At 69.2% G+C, this 17,346-nt stretch carries 16 protein-coding genes; 14 read left to right on the top strand and 2 right to left on the bottom strand.

The genetic code is table 11. The annotated features are described in order from the left end of the window. The first annotated feature begins 156 nt into the window (after nt 1-156). Nucleotides 157-852 (top strand): demethylmenaquinone methyltransferase, encoded by a 696-nt coding sequence (locus IE97_RS0109020; protein ID WP_030234365.1) that lies wholly within the window; start codon nt 157-159, stop codon nt 850-852. A 3-nt stretch (nt 853-855) separates the two neighbouring features. Here the strand turns inward: IE97_RS0109020 and IE97_RS0109015 are convergent, their stop codons facing one another. Then, nucleotides 856-1,167, bottom strand: coding sequence for a PASTA domain-containing protein (locus IE97_RS0109015; protein WP_234324054.1), 312 nt, complete (start codon nt 1,165-1,167; stop codon nt 856-858). Nucleotides 1,168-1,404: 237 nt separating this feature from the next. Between IE97_RS0109015 and IE97_RS0109010 the strand changes: the two genes are divergently transcribed. Then, complete coding sequence (locus tag IE97_RS0109010; protein WP_030234355.1) at nt 1,405-2,697, top strand: geranylgeranyl reductase family protein; 1,293 nt, start codon at nt 1,405-1,407, stop codon at nt 2,695-2,697. 248 nt (nt 2,698-2,945) lie between these two features. Here IE97_RS0109010 and IE97_RS0109005 read toward each other — a convergent pair whose 3' ends face one another. Further along, on the bottom strand, nt 2,946-3,785 hold the full coding sequence (locus tag IE97_RS0109005) for a C40 family peptidase (protein ID WP_030234352.1): 840 nt from the start codon (nt 3,783-3,785) through the stop codon (nt 2,946-2,948). 724 nt (nt 3,786-4,509) lie between these two features. Here IE97_RS0109005 and IE97_RS0109000 point away from each other — a divergent pair. Genes IE97_RS0109000 through nuoL form a run of 12 tightly spaced genes read left to right on the top strand, consistent with a single transcriptional unit; the run spans nt 4,510 to nt 17,343 of the window. After that, nucleotides 4,510-4,869, top strand: coding sequence for an NADH-quinone oxidoreductase subunit A (locus tag IE97_RS0109000; RefSeq protein ID WP_003974383.1), 360 nt, complete (start codon nt 4,510-4,512; stop codon nt 4,867-4,869). A 13-nt stretch (nt 4,870-4,882) separates the two neighbouring features. Next, on the top strand, nt 4,883-5,437 hold the full coding sequence (locus tag IE97_RS0108995; RefSeq protein WP_006133126.1) for a NuoB/complex I 20 kDa subunit family protein: 555 nt from the start codon (nt 4,883-4,885) through the stop codon (nt 5,435-5,437). Continuing rightward, entirely contained in the window at nt 5,434-6,177 is a 744-nt protein-coding gene (locus IE97_RS0108990) for an NADH-quinone oxidoreductase subunit C (protein ID WP_030234350.1), read from the top strand. The genes IE97_RS0108995 and IE97_RS0108990 overlap by 4 nt, the downstream gene beginning before the upstream one ends. Next, nucleotides 6,174-7,496 (top strand): NADH-quinone oxidoreductase subunit D, encoded by a 1,323-nt coding sequence (locus tag IE97_RS0108985; protein ID WP_030234348.1) that lies wholly within the window; start codon nt 6,174-6,176, stop codon nt 7,494-7,496. The genes IE97_RS0108990 and IE97_RS0108985 overlap by 4 nt, the downstream gene beginning before the upstream one ends. Further along, the gene (nuoE, locus tag IE97_RS0108980; RefSeq protein ID WP_030234346.1) at nt 7,493-8,353 is read left to right on the top strand and encodes an NADH-quinone oxidoreductase subunit NuoE; all 861 of its coding nucleotides are present in this window, start codon (nt 7,493-7,495) and stop codon (nt 8,351-8,353) included. The genes IE97_RS0108985 and nuoE overlap by 4 nt, the downstream gene beginning before the upstream one ends. After that, nucleotides 8,350-9,699 carry an NADH-quinone oxidoreductase subunit NuoF gene (gene nuoF / locus IE97_RS0108975; RefSeq protein WP_199809798.1) on the top strand — a complete coding sequence of 450 codons (1,350 nt, stop codon included), beginning with the start codon at nt 8,350-8,352 and terminating at the stop codon, nt 9,697-9,699. Before nuoE ends, nuoF begins: the two co-directional genes overlap by 4 nt. Beyond that, nucleotides 9,696-12,200: an NADH-quinone oxidoreductase subunit G gene (locus IE97_RS0108970; protein ID WP_030234342.1), complete on the top strand. Its 2,505-nt coding sequence runs from the start codon at nt 9,696-9,698 to the stop codon at nt 12,198-12,200. Before nuoF ends, IE97_RS0108970 begins: the two co-directional genes overlap by 4 nt. Further along, nucleotides 12,197-13,570, top strand: coding sequence for an NADH-quinone oxidoreductase subunit NuoH (gene nuoH, locus IE97_RS0108965; RefSeq protein ID WP_030234339.1), 1,374 nt, complete (start codon nt 12,197-12,199; stop codon nt 13,568-13,570). Before IE97_RS0108970 ends, nuoH begins: the two co-directional genes overlap by 4 nt. Next, nucleotides 13,563-14,228, top strand: a complete 666-nt coding sequence (gene nuoI / locus IE97_RS0108960) for an NADH-quinone oxidoreductase subunit NuoI (protein WP_030234330.1) — start codon at nt 13,563-13,565, stop codon at nt 14,226-14,228. Before nuoH ends, nuoI begins: the two co-directional genes overlap by 8 nt. Beyond that, on the top strand, nt 14,225-15,067 hold the full coding sequence (locus IE97_RS0108955; RefSeq protein WP_030234327.1) for an NADH-quinone oxidoreductase subunit J: 843 nt from the start codon (nt 14,225-14,227) through the stop codon (nt 15,065-15,067). Before nuoI ends, IE97_RS0108955 begins: the two co-directional genes overlap by 4 nt. Then, nucleotides 15,064-15,363: an NADH-quinone oxidoreductase subunit NuoK gene (gene nuoK / locus IE97_RS0108950; RefSeq protein WP_030234325.1), complete on the top strand. Its 300-nt coding sequence runs from the start codon at nt 15,064-15,066 to the stop codon at nt 15,361-15,363. The genes IE97_RS0108955 and nuoK overlap by 4 nt, the downstream gene beginning before the upstream one ends. Nucleotides 15,364-15,378: 15 nt before the next feature. Beyond that, nucleotides 15,379-17,343 (top strand): NADH-quinone oxidoreductase subunit L, encoded by a 1,965-nt coding sequence (gene nuoL, locus IE97_RS0108945; protein WP_030234322.1) that lies wholly within the window; start codon nt 15,379-15,381, stop codon nt 17,341-17,343. The last annotated feature ends 3 nt before the right edge of the window (nt 17,344-17,346 follow it).

Here is a 17,346-nt window from a genome sequence, read left to right as displayed (position 1 = left end):
ATGGGTACAGACCCCCAGTACGTTTCCCGGCAGCGAACGTTTCACGGTGGATTTCTCGCACGAGTGCTGATTTCAGGGCATAAAGGAATTCTAGTGTCCAGGCCAAGCGTTCGAGCCGAGGCCTCAGCCCGGAGGGCGTACTGCAAGAATGGCCCCGTGACCCGCGCATCCCTGGACAAGCAGCCGCACGAAGTCGCCTCGATGTTCGACGACGTGGCGGAACGGTACGACCTGACCAACGACGTGCTGTCCCTCGGCCAGGACCGGCGATGGCGCAAGGAGGTCGCCAAGGCGGTCGACGCGCGCCCCGCGCAGAAGGTGCTCGACCTGGCGGCGGGCACGGGCACCTCCTCGCTCCCCTTCGCCCGGACCGGCGCCTACGTCGTCCCCTGCGACTTCTCCCAGGGCATGCTCCAGGTCGGCAAGCAGCGGCAGCCCTGGCTCCCCTACACCGCCGGGGACGCGACGCGGCTCCCCTTCAAGGACGGCACCTTCGACGCCGTCACCATCTCCTTCGGGCTGCGCAACGTGCAGGACACGGACGCCGCCCTGCGCGAGATGCACCGGGTGACCCGGCCCGGCGGGCGGATCGTGATCTGCGAGTTCTCGCACCCGACGTTGGCGCCCTTCCGCACCGTCTACACGGAGTACCTGATGCGTGCCCTGCCGCCGATCGCCCGGGCCGTGTCCTCCAGCCCCGACGCCTACGTCTACCTCGCCGAGTCCATCCGCGCCTGGCCCGACCAGCCGGCGCTCGCGGAGCGGCTGGGCGAGGCCGGCTGGTCACGGGTGGCCTGGCGCAACCTGAGCGGCGGGATCGTCGCCCTGCACCGGGGCTTCAAGGAGAGCTGAGGCTCACGGGGAGCTGGGGACCAGGTACGGGTCGCCCGGCTCGTCCAGCTCCCGTTGCAGTCCGCCCCGGGGCGGACGCGGGATCCGCGGCTCGTGCACCCCTCCGCCGCCCTCGCCGGGGCCGAAGTCGAACCAGACGTAGACCATCGAGTCGCGCGGCACCTGGGCTCCGGGCCGCGGGTACTGGCGTACGACGTAGTCGACGACGGCGAGATGGAAGTCGGGCCGGTCCGGAGCGCTGAGGAACAGGCCCTGCGTCCGGGCCGTCTCGCGGGCGTCCACGGCCATCAGGCCGACCAGATGAGGTACACGCACTTCGGGCGCTTTATGGGACATGTGCACAGATGTCACCCCCAGCGGTACGGGAAGGGTAACTCTCCCCCGATGAGGGCCGGAAGCAGCAGGTGTCTTACTGTGACGTCGACTACGCAGTGTGCACAGGTGGTTCCGTTCGCGGGGCGGCCCTTCGGCCGGGCGGCGAACGCCGCTGCATAGACTGCGCATGACCAGTGCCGGTCGGCACCAGATTCCGAACCTTGGGGAGATCCCGCCGTGACCGACGTGACCGAGCCCCTCTCCGAGAACACCGCCGACGTGATCGTCGTGGGCGCGGGGCCGGCCGGCTCCACGACCGCCTACCACCTCGCCAAGGCGGGCCTCGACGTCCTCCTTCTGGAGAAGACCGCGTTCCCGCGCGAGAAGGTCTGCGGCGACGGCCTCACCCCGCGCGCCGTGAAGCAGCTCGTGGCGATGGGCATCGACATCTCGGAAGAGGCCGGCTGGCTGCGCAACAAGGGCCTGCGGATCATCGGCGGAGGGGTGCGGCTCCAGCTCGACTGGCCGGATCTCGCCTCCTTCCCCGACTACGGTCTCGTCCGCAAGCGCGACGACTTCGACGAGCAGCTCGCCCGTCAGGCGCAGAAGGCCGGTGCCCGCCTGTTCGAGCGCTGCAACGTGGGCGGTCCGGTCATCGACGACCGTACGGGCCGCATCACCGGCGTGCGCGCCAAGCTCGGCGAGGACAAGCGCGAGGTCACCTTCCACGCGCCGCTCGTGGTGGCCGCCGACGGCAACTCCACCCGCCTGTCACTCGCCATGGGCCTGCACCGCCGTGAGGACCGCCCGATGGGCGTGGCGGTGCGGACGTACTTCACCAGCCCGCGGCACGAGGACGACTACCTGGAGTCCTGGCTGGAACTGTGGGACCGCCGCGGCGCCGAGGACCGCCTGCTGCCCGGCTACGGCTGGATCTTCGGCATGGGCGACGGCACCTCGAACGTCGGTCTCGGCGTGCTGAACACGTCCGACTCCTTCAAGGAGCTGGACTGGCGCGAGGTCCTGAAGGCCTGGTGCGCGTCCATGCCGGAGGACTGGGGCTACACCCCGGACAACATGACCGGCCCGATCCGCGGCGCCGCCCTGCCCATGGCCTTCAACCGCCAGCCGCACTACACCAAGGGGCTGTTGCTGGTGGGCGACGCCGGCGGACTGGTGAACCCCTTCAACGGCGAAGGCATCGCCTACGCCATGGAATCCGGCCAGATCGCCGCCGACGTCATCGTCCAGGCGCACGCGCGATCGACGCCGGCCGGCCGCGAGACGGCCCTGCAGCGCTACCCGCGTGTCCTCAAGGACACCTACGGCGGCTACTACACGCTCGGCCGCGCCTTCGTGAAGCTCATCGGCAACCCGAAGGTCATGCAGGTCGCCACCCAGCGCGGCCTCACGCACCCGCTGCTGATGAAGTTCACGCTGAAGCTCCTCGCGAACCTCACCGACCCGACCGGCGGCGACGCGATGGACCGCATCATCAACGGCCTGAGCAAGGTGGCGCCCAAGGCCTGATCCGGCGCCGAGCGCCTCGGCGTCGGCGGCCCGGCGGGCGAGCACCTCGTTCCGTCGGGCGAGCCCTTTCGTGACGCCGCAAAGCCTCAGAAGCGGCTCAGGGGGCCCGGCAGCCGGCTCGGCCGGTCCGGGAGCCTCCGGCCCGGGACAGGCCGGGAGAACGCCGCGAGGGCGGCGGGAGAGGCGCGCACAGCGGTTGAGGGCCGCTGCCCGCAGAGGCAGCGGCCCTCAAGCCCGTACGCGTGAGATCAGAGGACGCGCACCGCGCCCGACGCCGGGTATCCCGACAGTTCCTGGATGACGACGCCCTTGGACGGGTTGGCCGCGTCCAGGTACTGGCCGTTCCCGATGTAGACACCCGTGTGGTAGGCGGAGCCCTTGCCGCCCCAGTAGAGGATGTCGCCGACCTGGAGGTTGGACAGCGAGACCTCCGTGCCGGCCATCGACTGGTCCTGCGAGACACGCGGCAGGTCCACACCAACCTGCTTGAACGCGGCCTGCACCAGGGAAGAGCAGTCCCAGGCGTTCGGACCGGTGGCGCCCATGACGTAGGCGTCGCCCACCTGGGCCTTGAGGAAGGAGATGACGGTCGCGACGCTGCCGCTGGCGGGCGCCGACACCGAGGTGGACGCGGACGCGGACGAGGACGCGGACAGGGTGGCGCGCTCGGCGCTGCGCGTGGCGCGCTCGGCAGCGGCCTTGCGGGCGGCCTCGGCGGCCTTCTTCTTGGCTTCCGCCTTCTTCTTCGCCTCGGCGAGGTCCTTCTTGGCCTCCGCGGCGGCCTTGGCGGCGGCGGCGTCACGCTCGGCGCGCAGTTCGTAGTTCGCTGCCGCCTGCTGCGTGACGGCCGCGGACTGGGCGACCTGAGCGGACAGGTCGGCCGTCAGGGTGGGCAGTTCGATGGTCTGCGTCACCGGCTCGGCGGCGTTCGCCGAAGCCGACGCACCCGCCGCTGCCATGCTGAGAACGCCACCGGCAACTCCGGCACGCAGGGCGATCGTGGAGGTCGCGCTGCGGCGGGGTTTCCGGTGGCTGCGTATGTGAGCGGTGTGGGACATGGGAACAACCGGTACCAGGGGCTCCTTCATATCTTCAAGAAACGTGGGCTGTGCCACAGTTACTCAATGGGGGCCCCAAAAACCCCTCGCGAGGGCCTTTATTGACGCCGTAACGGACATTGCGGGCGCCTTGTAACCAGCCTGTGATCACGGCCTTTGATCAATACGCCCGAATTGCCCCGCACCTACCATCGGTTGGCTTGATTGGCCAAGCCCCGTTCTCATGAACCTCTCACGCATGTGATGGAGGTCACGGAACGGCTGCCGGGCCGGTCGCGTCCAGCGCCGTAGATCACGACCGGATCACGACCGCGCGAAGATCGTGAACGGATGCACGCGTCCACACCCCGCCCCGCGTGACCCCTGACGTGTGAACGCGCCTCTACCAAGAGATCGACTCCATCACCAATTTGCATGCACGCGAACTCTCTTGATATTGAGACGCCCCCTCCCGCCTGCGGTGACGAGCCAAAATGTCACCTCTGGTGATCACTCGGACGCTTCGCGTATGAAGATCACCGCTCATCCGACTTCATGATCGATCGTCAGGTGGTAGAGATCACAAAGCTTGTGCAATACCCCGTGTCGCAGATCACAGAGGGTCGGGCATAAGATGCACGCGGTTGGGCTTGTGACCTGCTTCACATGTTCCCGATCTTCGCCGGGGCGGGCGGGGTTCGAGGGACTGACGGGGCGGATGTGAGCCCGATGCAAACCGCCAGCAGTCAGTGCCGACTGAGAGGAGCGAGGAGCGGTGAACGCTTATGCGCCCATCCTCGTACTGGGAGCCCTCGGGGCAGGCTTTGCGATCTTCTCCGTGGTCATGGCCACGTTGATCGGGCCCAAGCGGTACAACCGGGCCAAGCTCGAGGCCTACGAGTGCGGTATCGAGCCGACCCCCACGCCGGCCGGTGGCGGGCGCTTCCCCATCAAGTACTACCTGACGGCGATGCTCTTCATCATTTTCGATATCGAGATCGTCTTCCTCTACCCCTGGGCCGTCACCTTCGACGCCCTGGGGATTTTCGGGCTCGTGGAGATGCTGCTCTTCGTGCTCACCGTCTTCGTCGCGTACGCGTACGTATGGCGGCGCGGCGGCCTGGAATGGGACTGAGGGGCCACACGTCATGGGACTCGAAGAAAAGCTGCCGAGCGGCTTCCTGCTGACCACCGTCGAGCAGGCCGCGGGCTGGGTGCGCAAGTCGTCCGTCTTCCCGGCCACGTTCGGCCTCGCCTGCTGTGCCATCGAGATGATGACCACCGGCGCCGGCCGCTACGACCTGGCGCGCTTCGGCATGGAGGTCTTCCGGGGCTCGCCGCGCCAGGCGGACCTGATGATCGTCGCCGGCCGGGTCAGCCAGAAGATGGCGCCGGTGCTCCGGCAGGTCTACGACCAGATGCCGAACCCCAAGTGGGTGATCTCCATGGGGGTCTGTGCCTCCTCGGGCGGCATGTTCAACAACTACGCGATCGTCCAGGGCGTCGACCACGTCGTGCCGGTCGACATCTATCTGCCCGGCTGCCCGCCACGGCCGGAGATGCTGATGGACGCGATCCTCAAGCTCCACCAGAAGATCCAGTCCTCCAAGCTCGGCGTGAACGCCGAGGAAGCGGCCCGCGAGGCGGAGGAGGCGGCGCTCAAGGCCCTGCCCACGATCGAGATGAAGGGGCTGCTGCGGTGAGCGACGCGAACGGCACCAACGGGCCGAACCCCGAGAAGGACCTGTCGGCCTCCAACCTCCCCGGCCATCGCGGCCAGGGCGGCGAGGAGATCCGCGTCCAGCGCGGCATGTTCGGCGCGAACAACGGCGGCGACACCTCCGGCTACGGCGGCCTGGTCCGCTCGGTCCGGCTCCCGGGACCGGCGACCCGCCCCTACGGCGGCTGGTTCGACGAGGTCGCCGACGAGCTGGAGGGCGCCCTGGAGGAGCAGGGCCTGTTCCCCGAGAACGCCATCGAGAAGACGGTCGTCGACCGCGACGAACTGACCTTCCACATCGAGCGCGAGCACCTGGTCCGCGTCGCCCGCACCCTGCGCGACGACCCGGCCCTGCGCTTCGAGCTGTGCACCGGCGTCAGCGGCGTCCACTACCCGAACGACAAGGGCCGCGAGCTGCACGCCGTGTACCACCTGCGCTCGATCACCCACAACCGGCTGATCCGCCTGGAGGTCAGCGCCCCGGACAGCGACCCGCACATCCCGTCGCTGTTCTCGGTGTACCCGACGAACGACTGGCACGAGCGCGAGACGTACGACTTCTTCGGCATCGTCTTCGACGGTCACCCGGCCCTGACGCGGATCATGATGCCGGACGACTGGCAGGGCTTCCCGCAGCGCAAGGACTACCCCCTCGGCGGCATCCCCGTCGAGTACAAGGGCGCCCAGATCCCGGCTCCGGACCAGCGGAGGTCGTACTCATGAGCACTTCGCACGCCTCCCCTCGCGAGACCACCGAGGGCACCGTCTACACCGTCACCGGCGGGGACTGGGACGAGGTCGTCGAGTCCGCGGCCCGCGCCGACGACGAGCGCATCGTCGTCAACATGGGGCCGCAGCACCCGTCCACGCACGGCGTGCTCCGCCTGATCCTGGAGATCGAGGGCGAGACCGTCACCGAGGCCCGCTGCGGAATCGGTTATCTGCACACCGGCATCGAGAAGAACCTCGAGTACCGGACGTGGACGCAGGGCACCACGTTCGTGACGCGCATGGACTACCTGACGCCGTTCTTCAACGAGACGGCGTACTGCCTGGGCGTCGAGAAGCTCCTCGGCATCGAGGACCAGATCCCGGACCGCGCCACGATCATCCGCGTGCTCCTGATGGAGCTGAACCGGCTGTCGTCGCACCTGGTGTGCATCGCCACCGGCGGCATGGAACTCGGCGCCACCACGATCATGATCTACGGCTTTCGTGATCGTGAACTCATTCTCGATATCTACGAGCTGATCACCGGCCTGCGGATGAACCACGCGTACATCCGGCCCGGCGGACTCGCCCAGGACCTGCCGCCCGGCGCGGTGGACCAGATCCGCGAGTTCGTGAAGAAGATGAAGAAGAACCTCCCGGAGTACGACAAGCTCGCCACCGGGAACCCGATCTTCAAGGCCCGCATGCAGGACGTCGGCTACCTCGACCTGGCCGGCTGCATGGCCCTCGGCGCCACCGGCCCGATCCTGCGCTCCACCGGCCTGCCGCACGACCTGCGCAAGACGCAGCCGTACTGCGGCTACGAGACGTACGACTTCGACGTCCCGACCGCCGACACCTGCGACTCCTACGGCCGCTTCCTCATCCGGCTGGAGGAGATGCGCCAGTCGCTGAGGATCATCGAGCAGTGCCTGGACCGGCTGCAGCCCGGCCCGGTCATGGTCGCCGACAAGAAGATCGCCTGGCCCGCCCAGCTCGCCCTCGGGCCCGACGGGCTCGGCAACTCCCTGGACCACATCAAGAAGATCATGGGCACCTCCATGGAGGCCCTGATCCACCACTTCAAGCTGGTCACCGAGGGCTTCCGCGTCCCGCCGGGACAGGCGTACGCGGCGGTCGAGTCGCCCAAGGGCGAACTCGGTGTGCACGTCGTGTCCGACGGCGGCACCCGCCCCTACCGGGTCCACTTCCGCGACCCGTCCTTCACCAACCTGCAGGCCATGGCGGCGATGTGCGAGGGCGGCCAGGTCGCCGACGTCATCGTCGCCGTCGCGTCCATCGACCCCGTGATGGGAGGCGTCGACCGGTGACCACATCGTCTTCCGAGCGGGGCGTCAGCCTCGGCATGCCCGAACTGCCCGCACCCGCCTACCCGGACGACGTCCGGGCCCGTCTGGAGACCGACGCGCGCGAGGTCATCGCCCGCTACCCGGACTCCCGGTCCGCCCTCCTGCCGCTGCTGCACCTCGTGCAGGCGGAGGAAGGGCACGTCACGCGCACCGGCATGCGGTTCTGCGCGGAGATGCTCGGTCTGACCACGGCCGAGGTCACCGCCGTCGCCACCTTCTACACCATGTACCGGCGCCGGCCGAGCGGTGACTACCAGGTCGGGGTGTGCACCAACACCCTGTGCGCGGTGATGGGCGGAGACGCGATCTTCGAGGAGCTCCAGGAGCACCTGGGCATCGGCAACGGTGAGACCACCGACGACGGCAAGGTCACCCTGGAGCACATCGAGTGCAACGCGGCCTGCGACTTCGCGCCGGTCGTGATGGTCAACTGGGAGTTCTTCGACAACCAGACCCCGGCCGGCGCCAAACGCCTCGTCGACGACCTGCGCGCGGGCCGGCCGGTCACGCCCACGCGCGGGGCGCCGATGTGCACCTTCAAGGAGACCGCCCGCGTCCTGGCCGGTTTCCCCGACGAGCGGGACGGGGCCGTCGAGTCCGGCGGAAGCGCGGGACCCGCTTCCCTGGTCGGCCTGAAGCTCGCCAAGGGGGAGTCCGCTCCCGCCCGCGTGGTGCATCCGCGCGGTGAGCCGGCCCGCACCGAGGCGCCGCACGACCCGTCGCCGACGGAGCACTTGAGCTCGCACGACGCGCCGCAGGACACATCGGCCTCCGATCCGTCCCACCCGGCCGGGCCCACCGCCGAGGAGGGGGAGTGATGACCTTGGCAGCCGAGCTGAAAGACATGAGCCCCGAGAAGCTGCTCGCACCGGTGCTGTCGGCCTTCTGGGACGAGGACAGGTCCTGGACGCTGGACGTGTACCGCAGGCACGACGGCTACGAGGGGCTGCGCAAGGCGCTCGCCATGACGCCGGACGACGTGATCGCCTACGTCAAGGACTCCGGTCTGCGCGGGCGCGGCGGCGCGGGATTCCCCACCGGGATGAAGTGGCAGTTCATTCCCCAGGGGGACGGCAAGCCGCACTATCTGGTGGTCAACGCCGACGAGTCGGAGCCCGGGACGTGCAAGGACATCCCGCTCCTCTTCGCGAACCCGCACAGCCTCATCGAGGGCATGATCATCGCGTGCTACGCCATCAGGTCGTCGCATGCCTTCATCTACCTGCGTGGTGAAGTCGTCCCGGTACTGCGGCGGTTGCACTCGGCCGTACGCGAGGCCTACGCGGCCGGCTTCCTCGGCGAGAACATCCTGGGCAGCGGGCTCGACCTCGACATCACCGTGCACACGGGCGCGGGCGCGTACATCTGCGGTGAGGAGACCGCACTGCTGGACTCGCTCGAAGGCCGCCGGGGTCAACCACGGCTCCGTCCCCCCTTCCCCGCTGTCGCGGGCCTCTACGCGTGCCCGACTGTGGTGAACAACGTCGAATCGATCGCGTCGGTTCCCGCGATCCTGCACCGGGGCAAGGAATGGTTCCGGTCGATGGGGAGCGAGAAGTCGCCCGGCTTCACGCTCTACTCCCTGTCCGGCCATGTCGCGAGCCCCGGCCAGTACGAGGCGCCGCTCGGGATCACGCTCCGCCAGCTCCTGGAGATGAGCGGCGGGATGCGCCCCGGGCACCGCCTCAAGTTCTGGACGCCGGGCGGCTCCTCGACCCCGATGTTCACCGACGAGCACCTCGACGTCCCCCTTGATTACGAAGGAGTGGGCGCCGCGGGTTCCATGCTCGGCACCAAAGCACTCCAGTGCTTCGACGAGACGACCTGTGTGGTCCGTGCCGTCACGCGCTGGACCGAGTTCTACGCCCACGAGTCCTGCGGCAAGTGCACGCCCTGCCGCGAGGGCACCTACTGGCTCGTGCAGCTGCTGCGCGACATCGAGGCCGGCAAGGGACAGATGTCCGACCTCGACAAGCTGAACGACATCGCCGACAACATCAACGGCAAGTCCTTCTGCGCCCTCGGCGACGGCGCCGCCTCGCCGATCTTCTCCTCGCTCAAGTACTTCCGCGAGGAGTACGAGCAGCACATCACGGGCCGGGGCTGTCCCTTCGACCCGGCCAAGTCGACGGCCTGGGCCGACCGCACGGAGGTGAACGCATGACCGTGACCACCAGCTCTCCCTCCGGCGGGGGAGCGGCGGCGGTCCCGCCGGAGGACCTCGTGACGCTGACGATCGACGGCGCCGAGATCAGCGTGCCCAAGGGCACCCTGGTCATCCGGGCCGCCGAGCAGCTCGGCATCGAGATCCCCCGGTTCTGCGACCACCCCAGCCTCGACCCGGCCGGCGCCTGCCGCCAGTGCATCGTCGAGGTCGAGGGCCAGCGCAAGCCCATGGCCTCCTGCACCATCACCTGCACCGACGGGATGGTGGTGAAGACCCACCTCACCTCGCCGGTCGCCGAGAAGGCCCAGAAGGGTGTGATGGAGCTCCTGCTCATCAACCACCCGCTGGACTGCCCGGTCTGCGACAAGGGCGGCGAGTGCCCGCTGCAGAACCAGGCCATGTCGCACGGCGACGCCGACTCCCGCTTCGACGGCCGCAAGCGGACCTACGAGAAGCCCGTCCCGATCTCCACGCAGGTGCTGCTCGACCGTGAGCGGTGCGTGCTGTGCGCCCGCTGCACCCGGTTCTCCAACCAGGTCGCGGGCGACCCGATGATCGAGCTGATCGAGCGGGGCGCGCTCCAGCAGGTCGGCACCGGCGAGGGCGACCCGTTCGAGTCGTACTTCTCCGGCAACACCATCCAGATCTGCCCGGTCGGCGCGCTGACCTCGGCGGCGTACCGATTCCGCTCCCGGCCCTTCGACCTCGTCTCCTCCCCGTCGGTGTGCGAGCACTGCTCCGGCGGCTGTGCCACCCGCACCGACCACCGGCGCGGCAAGGTCATGCGGCGGCTCGCCGCCGACGACCCCGAGGTCAACGAGGAGTGGATCTGCGACAAGGGGCGGTTCGCGTTCCGGTACGCCCAGCAGCGCGACCGGCTTCAGACGCCCCTGGTGCGCAACGCCGAGGGCGAACTCGAACCGGCCTCCTGGCCCGAGGCGCTGCAGATCGCGGCCCAGGGGCTGCTGGCCTCCCGGGGCCGCACCGGTGTCCTCACCGGCGGTCGCCTCACCGTCGAGGACGCCTACGCGTACAGCAAGTTCGCGCGGGTGGCGCTCGACACCAACGACATCGACTTCCGGGCGCGCGTGCACAGCGGCGAGGAGACCGACTTCCTCGCCGCCCAGATCGCCGGCCGCGGCCGGGACCTCGACGGCACGGGTGTCACGTACACCGCGCTGGAGAAGGCACCCGCCGTCCTGCTGGTCGGGTTCGAGGCGGAGGAGGAGGCGCCCGGCGTCTTCCTGCGGCTGCGCAAGGCCTGGCGCAAACACGGACAGAAGGTGTTCTCCCTGGCCACGCATGCCACGCGCGGTCTGGAGAAGGCCGGCGGGACGCTGCTGCCGGCGGCTCCCGGCACCGAGACCGAGTGGCTGGACGCGCTCGCGAGCGGTGTCGGCCTGGAGGACGAGGGCGCGCTGGCCGCCGAGGCGCTGCGCGCCGAGGGCTCGGTGATCGTCGTCGGCGAGCGGGTGGCCGCCGTGGCCGGCGGACTCACCGCCGCCGTCCGCACCGCCTCGGCGACCGGGGCCCGGCTGGTGTGGATCCCGCGCCGGGCCGGGGAGCGCGGCGCCATCGAGGCCGGCGCTCTGCCGTCGCTGCTGCCGGGCGGACGTCCCGCCACCGACCCCCGCGCGCGTGACGAGGTCGCCACCGTCTGGGGCGTCGCGGGACTGCCGCACCGCTACGGCCGCGACACCGGCCAGATCGTGGACGCCGCCGCGACCGGTGAGCTCCAGGCCCTGCTGGTGGCGGGCGTGGAGATCGCCGACCTGCCCGACCCGGCACGCGCGCGTGCGGCCCTCGACGAGGTCGGCTTCCTGGTCTCGCTCGAACTGCGGCCCAGCGAGATCACCCGCAAGGCCGATGTGGTCCTGCCCGTCGCCGCGGTCGCCGAGAAGGCCGGCACCTTCCTCAACTGGGAAGGCCGGGTCCGCTTCTTCGAGGCCGCGCTCAAACCGGACCAGATGACCCGCCACCTCGCGCCCACCGACGCGCGCGTACTGCAGATGCTGGCCGACGCCATGGACGTCCACCTCGGACTCCCGGACCTGCGCACCGTCCGGGCGGAGATCGACCGGCTCGGCGCCTGGGACGGCCCGAGGGCGACCGAACCCCTGGAGACCGCGGCGGCGCTGCCCCGCCCGGCCGCCGGGGAGGCCGTGCTCGCCGGGCACCGGCTTCTGCTCGACCAGGGTGTCCTCCAGCAGGGCGACGAAGCACTCGCCGGGACACGGCACGCCGCTCGCGCCCGCGTGTCGCCCGCGACCGCCGCCGAGGCGGGCGTCAAGGACGGCGACCTCCTCGCCGTCACCGGCCCCGCGGGGGTCGTCGAACTCCCGCTGCAGATCAGTGACATGCCCGACCGGGTGGTGTGGCTCCCGCTCAACTCCACCGGTGGCGGCGTCGCCTCCGACACCGGGGCGCGGCCCGGCTCCCTCGTCCGCATCGGCCCGGCGACCCTCGCCGGCGAGGCCCCCAAGGAGGTGGAGGCATGAGCCCGTACCTCGCCGCTGAAGACCTCTCGATGTTCGGCCACGACCCGTGGTGGCTGGTCGTCATCAAGGCGGTGTTCTGCTTCGCCTTCCTGATGGTGACCGTGCTGGTCTCCATCGTCATGGAGCGCAAGGTCGTCGCCTGGATGCAGCTGCGCATCGGCCCCAACCGGCACGGCCCCTGGGGCATGCTGCAGTCGCTCGCCGACGGCATCAAGCTGATGCTCAAGGAGGACGTCGTCGTCAAGCGCGCGGACAAGGTGGTGTACGTCCTCGCGCCGATCGTCGCGGCCATCCCGGCCTTCATGGCGATCGCGGTGATCCCCTTCGGCCCGGCCGGAAACGAGATCTCGATCTTCGGTCACCGCACCACGATGCAGCTCACCGACCTGCCGATCGCCGTGCTCTATCTCCTCGCGGTCGCCTCGGTCGGCATCTACGGCATCGTGCTGGCGGGCTGGAGCTCCGGATCGACGTACCCGCTGCTGGGCGGTCTGCGGTCGTGCGCACAGATGATCTCCTACGAGATCGCGATGGGCGCCGCGTTCGCCTCCGTGTTCCTGTACTCGGGGTCGATGTCGACGTCGACCATCGTCGAGGGGCAGACCGACCGCTGGTACATCGTCCTGTTGCCGCTCTCCTTCATCCTCTACATCGTGACGATGGTCGGCGAGACCAACCGCGCCCCCTTCGACATGCCGGAGTCCGAGGGCGACCTGGTCGGCGGCTTCAACACCGAGTACTCGTCGATCAAGTTCGCGATGTTCATGCTCGCCGAGTACGTCAACATGGTGACCGTCTCGGCCGTCGCCACCACCCTGTTCCTCGGCGGCTGGCGGGCCCCGTGGCCGGTCAGCACCTTCTGGGAGGGCGCGAACCACGGCTGGTGGCCGATGCTCTGGTTCACGGTCAAGGTCCAGCTGCTGCTGTTCATGTTCATCTGGATCCGCGGCACCCTCCCGCGCGTCCGCTACGACCAGCTGATGAAGCTCGGCTGGAAGGTCCTCATCCCGGTCTCGCTGGTGTGGCTGATGCTCGTCGCCACCGTCCGGGCCTTCCGGAACGAGGGCTACGACTTCGCCGACATCGCCCTCTACGTCGGCGGCGGCGTGCTCGCCCTGCTGCTGCTCTCCTTCGTCGCCGACATGTTCCGCGAGAAGTCGAAGCGGGCCGAACCGCCGGCCGAGACCCCGGCCTTCGACCCGATGGCGGGCGGATTCCCCGTACCGCCGCTGCCCGGACAGGAGCTCCCACCGGTTCCGCGACGCCGTTCGCGCGGCGAGAAGGAGCTGATTGTCAGTGGCGGCCCCGATACTCAGAGTGACGGACCCCTGGGCGGATCTACGGATGGAAAGGAGGCGTCCGATGGCTGAGGAACTCGAGCGTTCGCAGGCCGAGGAACCGAAGGACACCAAGCCCGGTTTCATGAACCCCGTGGCCGGCTTCGGCGTGACCTTCAAGGCCATGTTCAAGAAGCGGCTGACCGAGCAGTACCCGGAGCAGCAGAAGACCACGGCTCCGCGCTTCCACGGACGGCACCAGCTCAACCGCCATCCGGACGGCCTGGAGAAGTGCGTCGGCTGCGAACTGTGCGCATGGGCCTGCCCGGCCGACGCCATCTACGTGGAGGGCGCGGACAACACCGACGAGGAGCGCTACTCGCCGGGCGAGCGTTACGGCCGCGTCTACCAGATCAACTACGCCCGCTGCATCCTGTGCGGCCTGTGCATCGAGGCCTGCCCCACGCGAGCGCTCACGATGACGAACGAGTTCGAGCTGGCCGACTCCAGCCGGGCCAACCTCATCTACACCAAGGAGCAACTGCTCGCGGGTCTGGAAGAGGGCATGGTCGACTCGCCCCACGCCATCTACCCGGGCATGGACGAGCAGGACTACTACCGGGGCCTGGTCACGGAGGCCGCGCCCGGTACCGAGCGGCAGGTCGCCCACTCCAAGGGCGAGGTCGTGCAGGAGGCCGACTCGACCTTCGGCGGGACCGAACCGGCATCGGGGAAGGTGATCGGCCGATGACCACCCAGCTCGCCGCCTACTCCACCTCCACCGGAGAGGCCGTCCAGTTCTGGATCCTCGGCACCGTCGCGGTGATCGGCGCCCTGGGCACCATCCTCATGAAGAGGGCCGTGCACAGCGCCCTCTGCCTCGCCGGGACCATGATCGTCCTGGCGGTGTTCTACCTCGCCAACGGCGCCTACTTCCTGGGCGTCGTGCAGATCGTCGTCTACACCGGCGCGATCATGATGCTGTTCCTGTTCGTGGTGATGCTCGTCGGCGTCACCGCGGCGGACTCCCTGAAGGAGACCATCAAGGGCCAGCGATGGCTGGCCGCGCTGTGCGGCCTCGGCTTCGGCATCCTGCTGACCGCCGGGATCGGCAACGCCTCCCTGAGAGAGTTCAACGGCCTCGGCCAGGCGAACGCCGGCGGGAACGTGGAGGGCATCGCCGCCCTCATCTTCACCAAGTACGTGTTCGCGTTCGAGATCACCGGCGCCCTGCTCATCACGGCCGCCGTCGGCGCCATGGTGCTCACCCACCGCGAGCGCACCGAGCGCGCCAAGACGCAGCGCGAACTCGCCGAGGAGCGCGTGCGCGAAGGCAAGTACCTGCCGCCGCTCCCAGCCCCCGGTGTCTACGCCCGGCACAACGCGGTCGACATCGCGGGCCTGCTGCCCGACGGCACCCCCTCCGACCTCACCGTCAGCAAGACCCTGCGCGAGCGGGGCCAGATCCGGGACGTGTCGCAGGAGGCGCTCAACGACCTGCGGGCCCTGGAGCAGCGTGCCGAGGAGCGCCTGGAGCGGAAGGCCGTCGAGCCGGCCACGTTCAAGAGGCCCGAGGAGGCGTCGAAATGAACCCGGTCAACTACCTCTATCTCGCGGCCCTGTTGTTCACGATCGGCGCCATCGGCGTGCTGATCAGGCGCAACGCGATCGTGGTGTTCATGTGCATCGAGCTCATGCTCAACGCCTGCAACCTCGCGTTCGTCGCCTTCTCCCGGATGCACGGCAACCTCGACGGCCAGATCATCGCCTTCTTCACGATGGTCGTCGCCGCCGCGGAGGTCGTGGTCGGGCTCGCGATCATCGTGTCCCTGTTCCGTGCCCGCCACTCGGCCTCGGTCGACGACGCCAGCCTGATGAAGCTGTAAGGGGTCGGGAGAATCGTGGAGAACCTGATTGCGCTGCTGGTGGCGGCGCCCCTGCTCGGAGCGGCGGTCCTGCTGTGCGGCGGACGCCGGCTGGACGCCGTCGGCCACTGGATCGGCACACTGCTCGCGGCCGTCTCCTTCGTCCTCGGTGTCGTGCTCTTCACCGACATGCTGGGCAAGGGCGCCGATGACCGTCAGATGAACCAGCACCTGTTCAGCTGGGTCCCGGTCCAGGGCTTCCAGGCGGATGTCGCCTTCCAGCTCGACCAGCTGTCCATGACGTTCGTCCTGCTGATCACGGGCGTCGGATCGCTGATCCACCTGTACTCGGTCGGGTACATGGAGCACGACGAGCGGCGCCGCCGCTTCTTCGGCTACCTGAACCTGTTCCTCGCGGCGATGCTGATCCTCGTCCTCGCCGACAACTACCTGCTGCTGTACCTCGGCTGGGAGGGCGTCGGTCTCGCCTCCTACCTGCTGATCGGCTTCTGGCAGCACAAGCCCAGTGCCGCCACGGCCGCGAAGAAGGCCTTCCTGGTCAACCGCGTCGGCGACATGGGCCTGTCCATCGCGATCATGCTGATGTTCCTGTGGTTCGGCACCTTCGCCTTCGGGCCGGTGCTCGGCAGCCACGAGGAGGCCGGGCTCGCCGGTGCCGCCGGTGAGGACAAGCTGACCGCCATCGCCCTGATGCTGCTGCTCGCCGCCTGCGGCAAGTCCGCCCAGGTGCCGCTGCAGTCCTGGCTCGGGGACGCGATGGAGGGCCCGACCCCGGTCTCGGCCCTCATCCACGCCGCGACGATGGTGACCGCGGGCGTCTACCTGATCGTCCGCTCCGGCGCCATCTTCAACGGCGCACCGGACGCGCAGCTCGTCGTCACCATCGTCGGCGCCGTCACGCTCCTCTTCGGTGCGATCGTCGGTTGCGCGAAGGACGACATCAAGAAGGCCCTGGCCGGCTCGACCATGTCGCAGATCGGCTACATGGTGCTGGCCGCGGGCCTCGGCCCGATCGGCTACGTCTTCGCGATCATGCACCTGGTGACGCACGGCTTCTTCAAGGCCGGGCTGTTCCTCGGCGCCGGTTCGGTCATGCACGGCATGAACGACGAGGTGGACATGAGGAGGTACGGCGGCCTCCGGAAGTACATGCCGATCACGTTCGTCACCTTCGGCCTCGGTTACCTGGCCATCATCGGCTTCCCGGGCCTGTCCGGCTTCTTCTCCAAGGACAAGATCATCGAGTCGGCGTTCGCCAAGGGCGGGACCGAGGGCTGGATCCTCGGCGCCTGCGCCCTGCTCGGCGCGGCCATCACCGCCTACTACATGACGCGCGTGATGCTGATGACGTTCTTCGGCGAGGAGCGCTGGCGCAACGCCCCGACGCCGTCCCCGGCCGAGCCGAGCGCGGAGCCCGCCGCCGAGACCCGCGGCGAGTACACCCCGCCGCATCCCCACGAGTCGCCCAAGGTCATGACGATCCCGATGATCGTGCTGGCCGTCGGGTCGGTCTTCGGCGGTGCGGTCTTCAGCATCGGCGACCGCTTCGTGCACTGGCTGGAGCCGATCACCGGACACAGCCACGGCGACTCGCCGCTCAGCGCCGCCACGGTCACGAGCGCGACGGTCGCGTGCATGGTCATCGGCGTCGCCGTCGCCTGGGCCCAGTACGGCCGCCGCCCGGTCCCGGCCGTCGCCCCGCGCGGCTCGCTGCTCACCCGGGCGGCCCGGCGCGACCTGCTCCAGGACGACTTCAACCACGTCGTCCTGGTCCGCGGCGGCGAGCACCTCACGCGGTCCCTGGTCTACGTCGACCACACCCTGGTCGACGGCGTCGTCAACGGCACGGCGGCCTCGGTCGGCGGCCTCTCCGGGCGGATGCGCAGGCTGCAGAACGGCTTCGCCCGCTCCTACGCGGTCTCGATGTTCGGCGGCGCGGCGCTCATCGTCGCCGCGACCCTGCTGATGAGGGCGGTCTGATAC

The sequence above is a fragment of the Streptomyces sp. NRRL S-455 genome (assembly GCF_000717875.1).
In the GTDB taxonomy this organism is placed as follows: Bacteria; Actinomycetota; Actinomycetes; order Streptomycetales; family Streptomycetaceae; genus Streptomyces.
Note: the sequence above shows the minus strand (reverse complement) of the source record. Positions and strands in the feature narration are given on the sequence as shown.

Bases quoted from the DNA above. Each gene is read 5' to 3' on its own strand.
- IE97_RS0108970 (WP_030234342.1), top strand. From the start codon at position 9,696: ATGACCGTGACCACCAGCTCTCCCTCCGGCGGGGGAGCGGCGGCGGTC.
- IE97_RS0108985 (WP_030234348.1), top strand. From the start codon at position 6,174: ATGAGCACTTCGCACGCCTCCCCTCGCGAGACCACCGAGGGCACCGTC.
- IE97_RS0108995 (WP_006133126.1), top strand. From the start codon at position 4,883: ATGGGACTCGAAGAAAAGCTGCCGAGCGGCTTCCTGCTGACCACCGTC.
- IE97_RS0108955 (WP_030234327.1), top strand. From the start codon at position 14,225: ATGACCACCCAGCTCGCCGCCTACTCCACCTCCACCGGAGAGGCCGTC.
- nuoI (WP_030234330.1), top strand. From the start codon at position 13,563: ATGGCTGAGGAACTCGAGCGTTCGCAGGCCGAGGAACCGAAGGACACC.
- nuoK (WP_030234325.1), top strand. From the start codon at position 15,064: ATGAACCCGGTCAACTACCTCTATCTCGCGGCCCTGTTGTTCACGATC.
- IE97_RS0109005 (WP_030234352.1), bottom strand. From the start codon at position 3,785: ATGAAGGAGCCCCTGGTACCGGTTGTTCCCATGTCCCACACCGCTCAC.
- nuoH (WP_030234339.1), top strand. From the start codon at position 12,197: ATGAGCCCGTACCTCGCCGCTGAAGACCTCTCGATGTTCGGCCACGAC.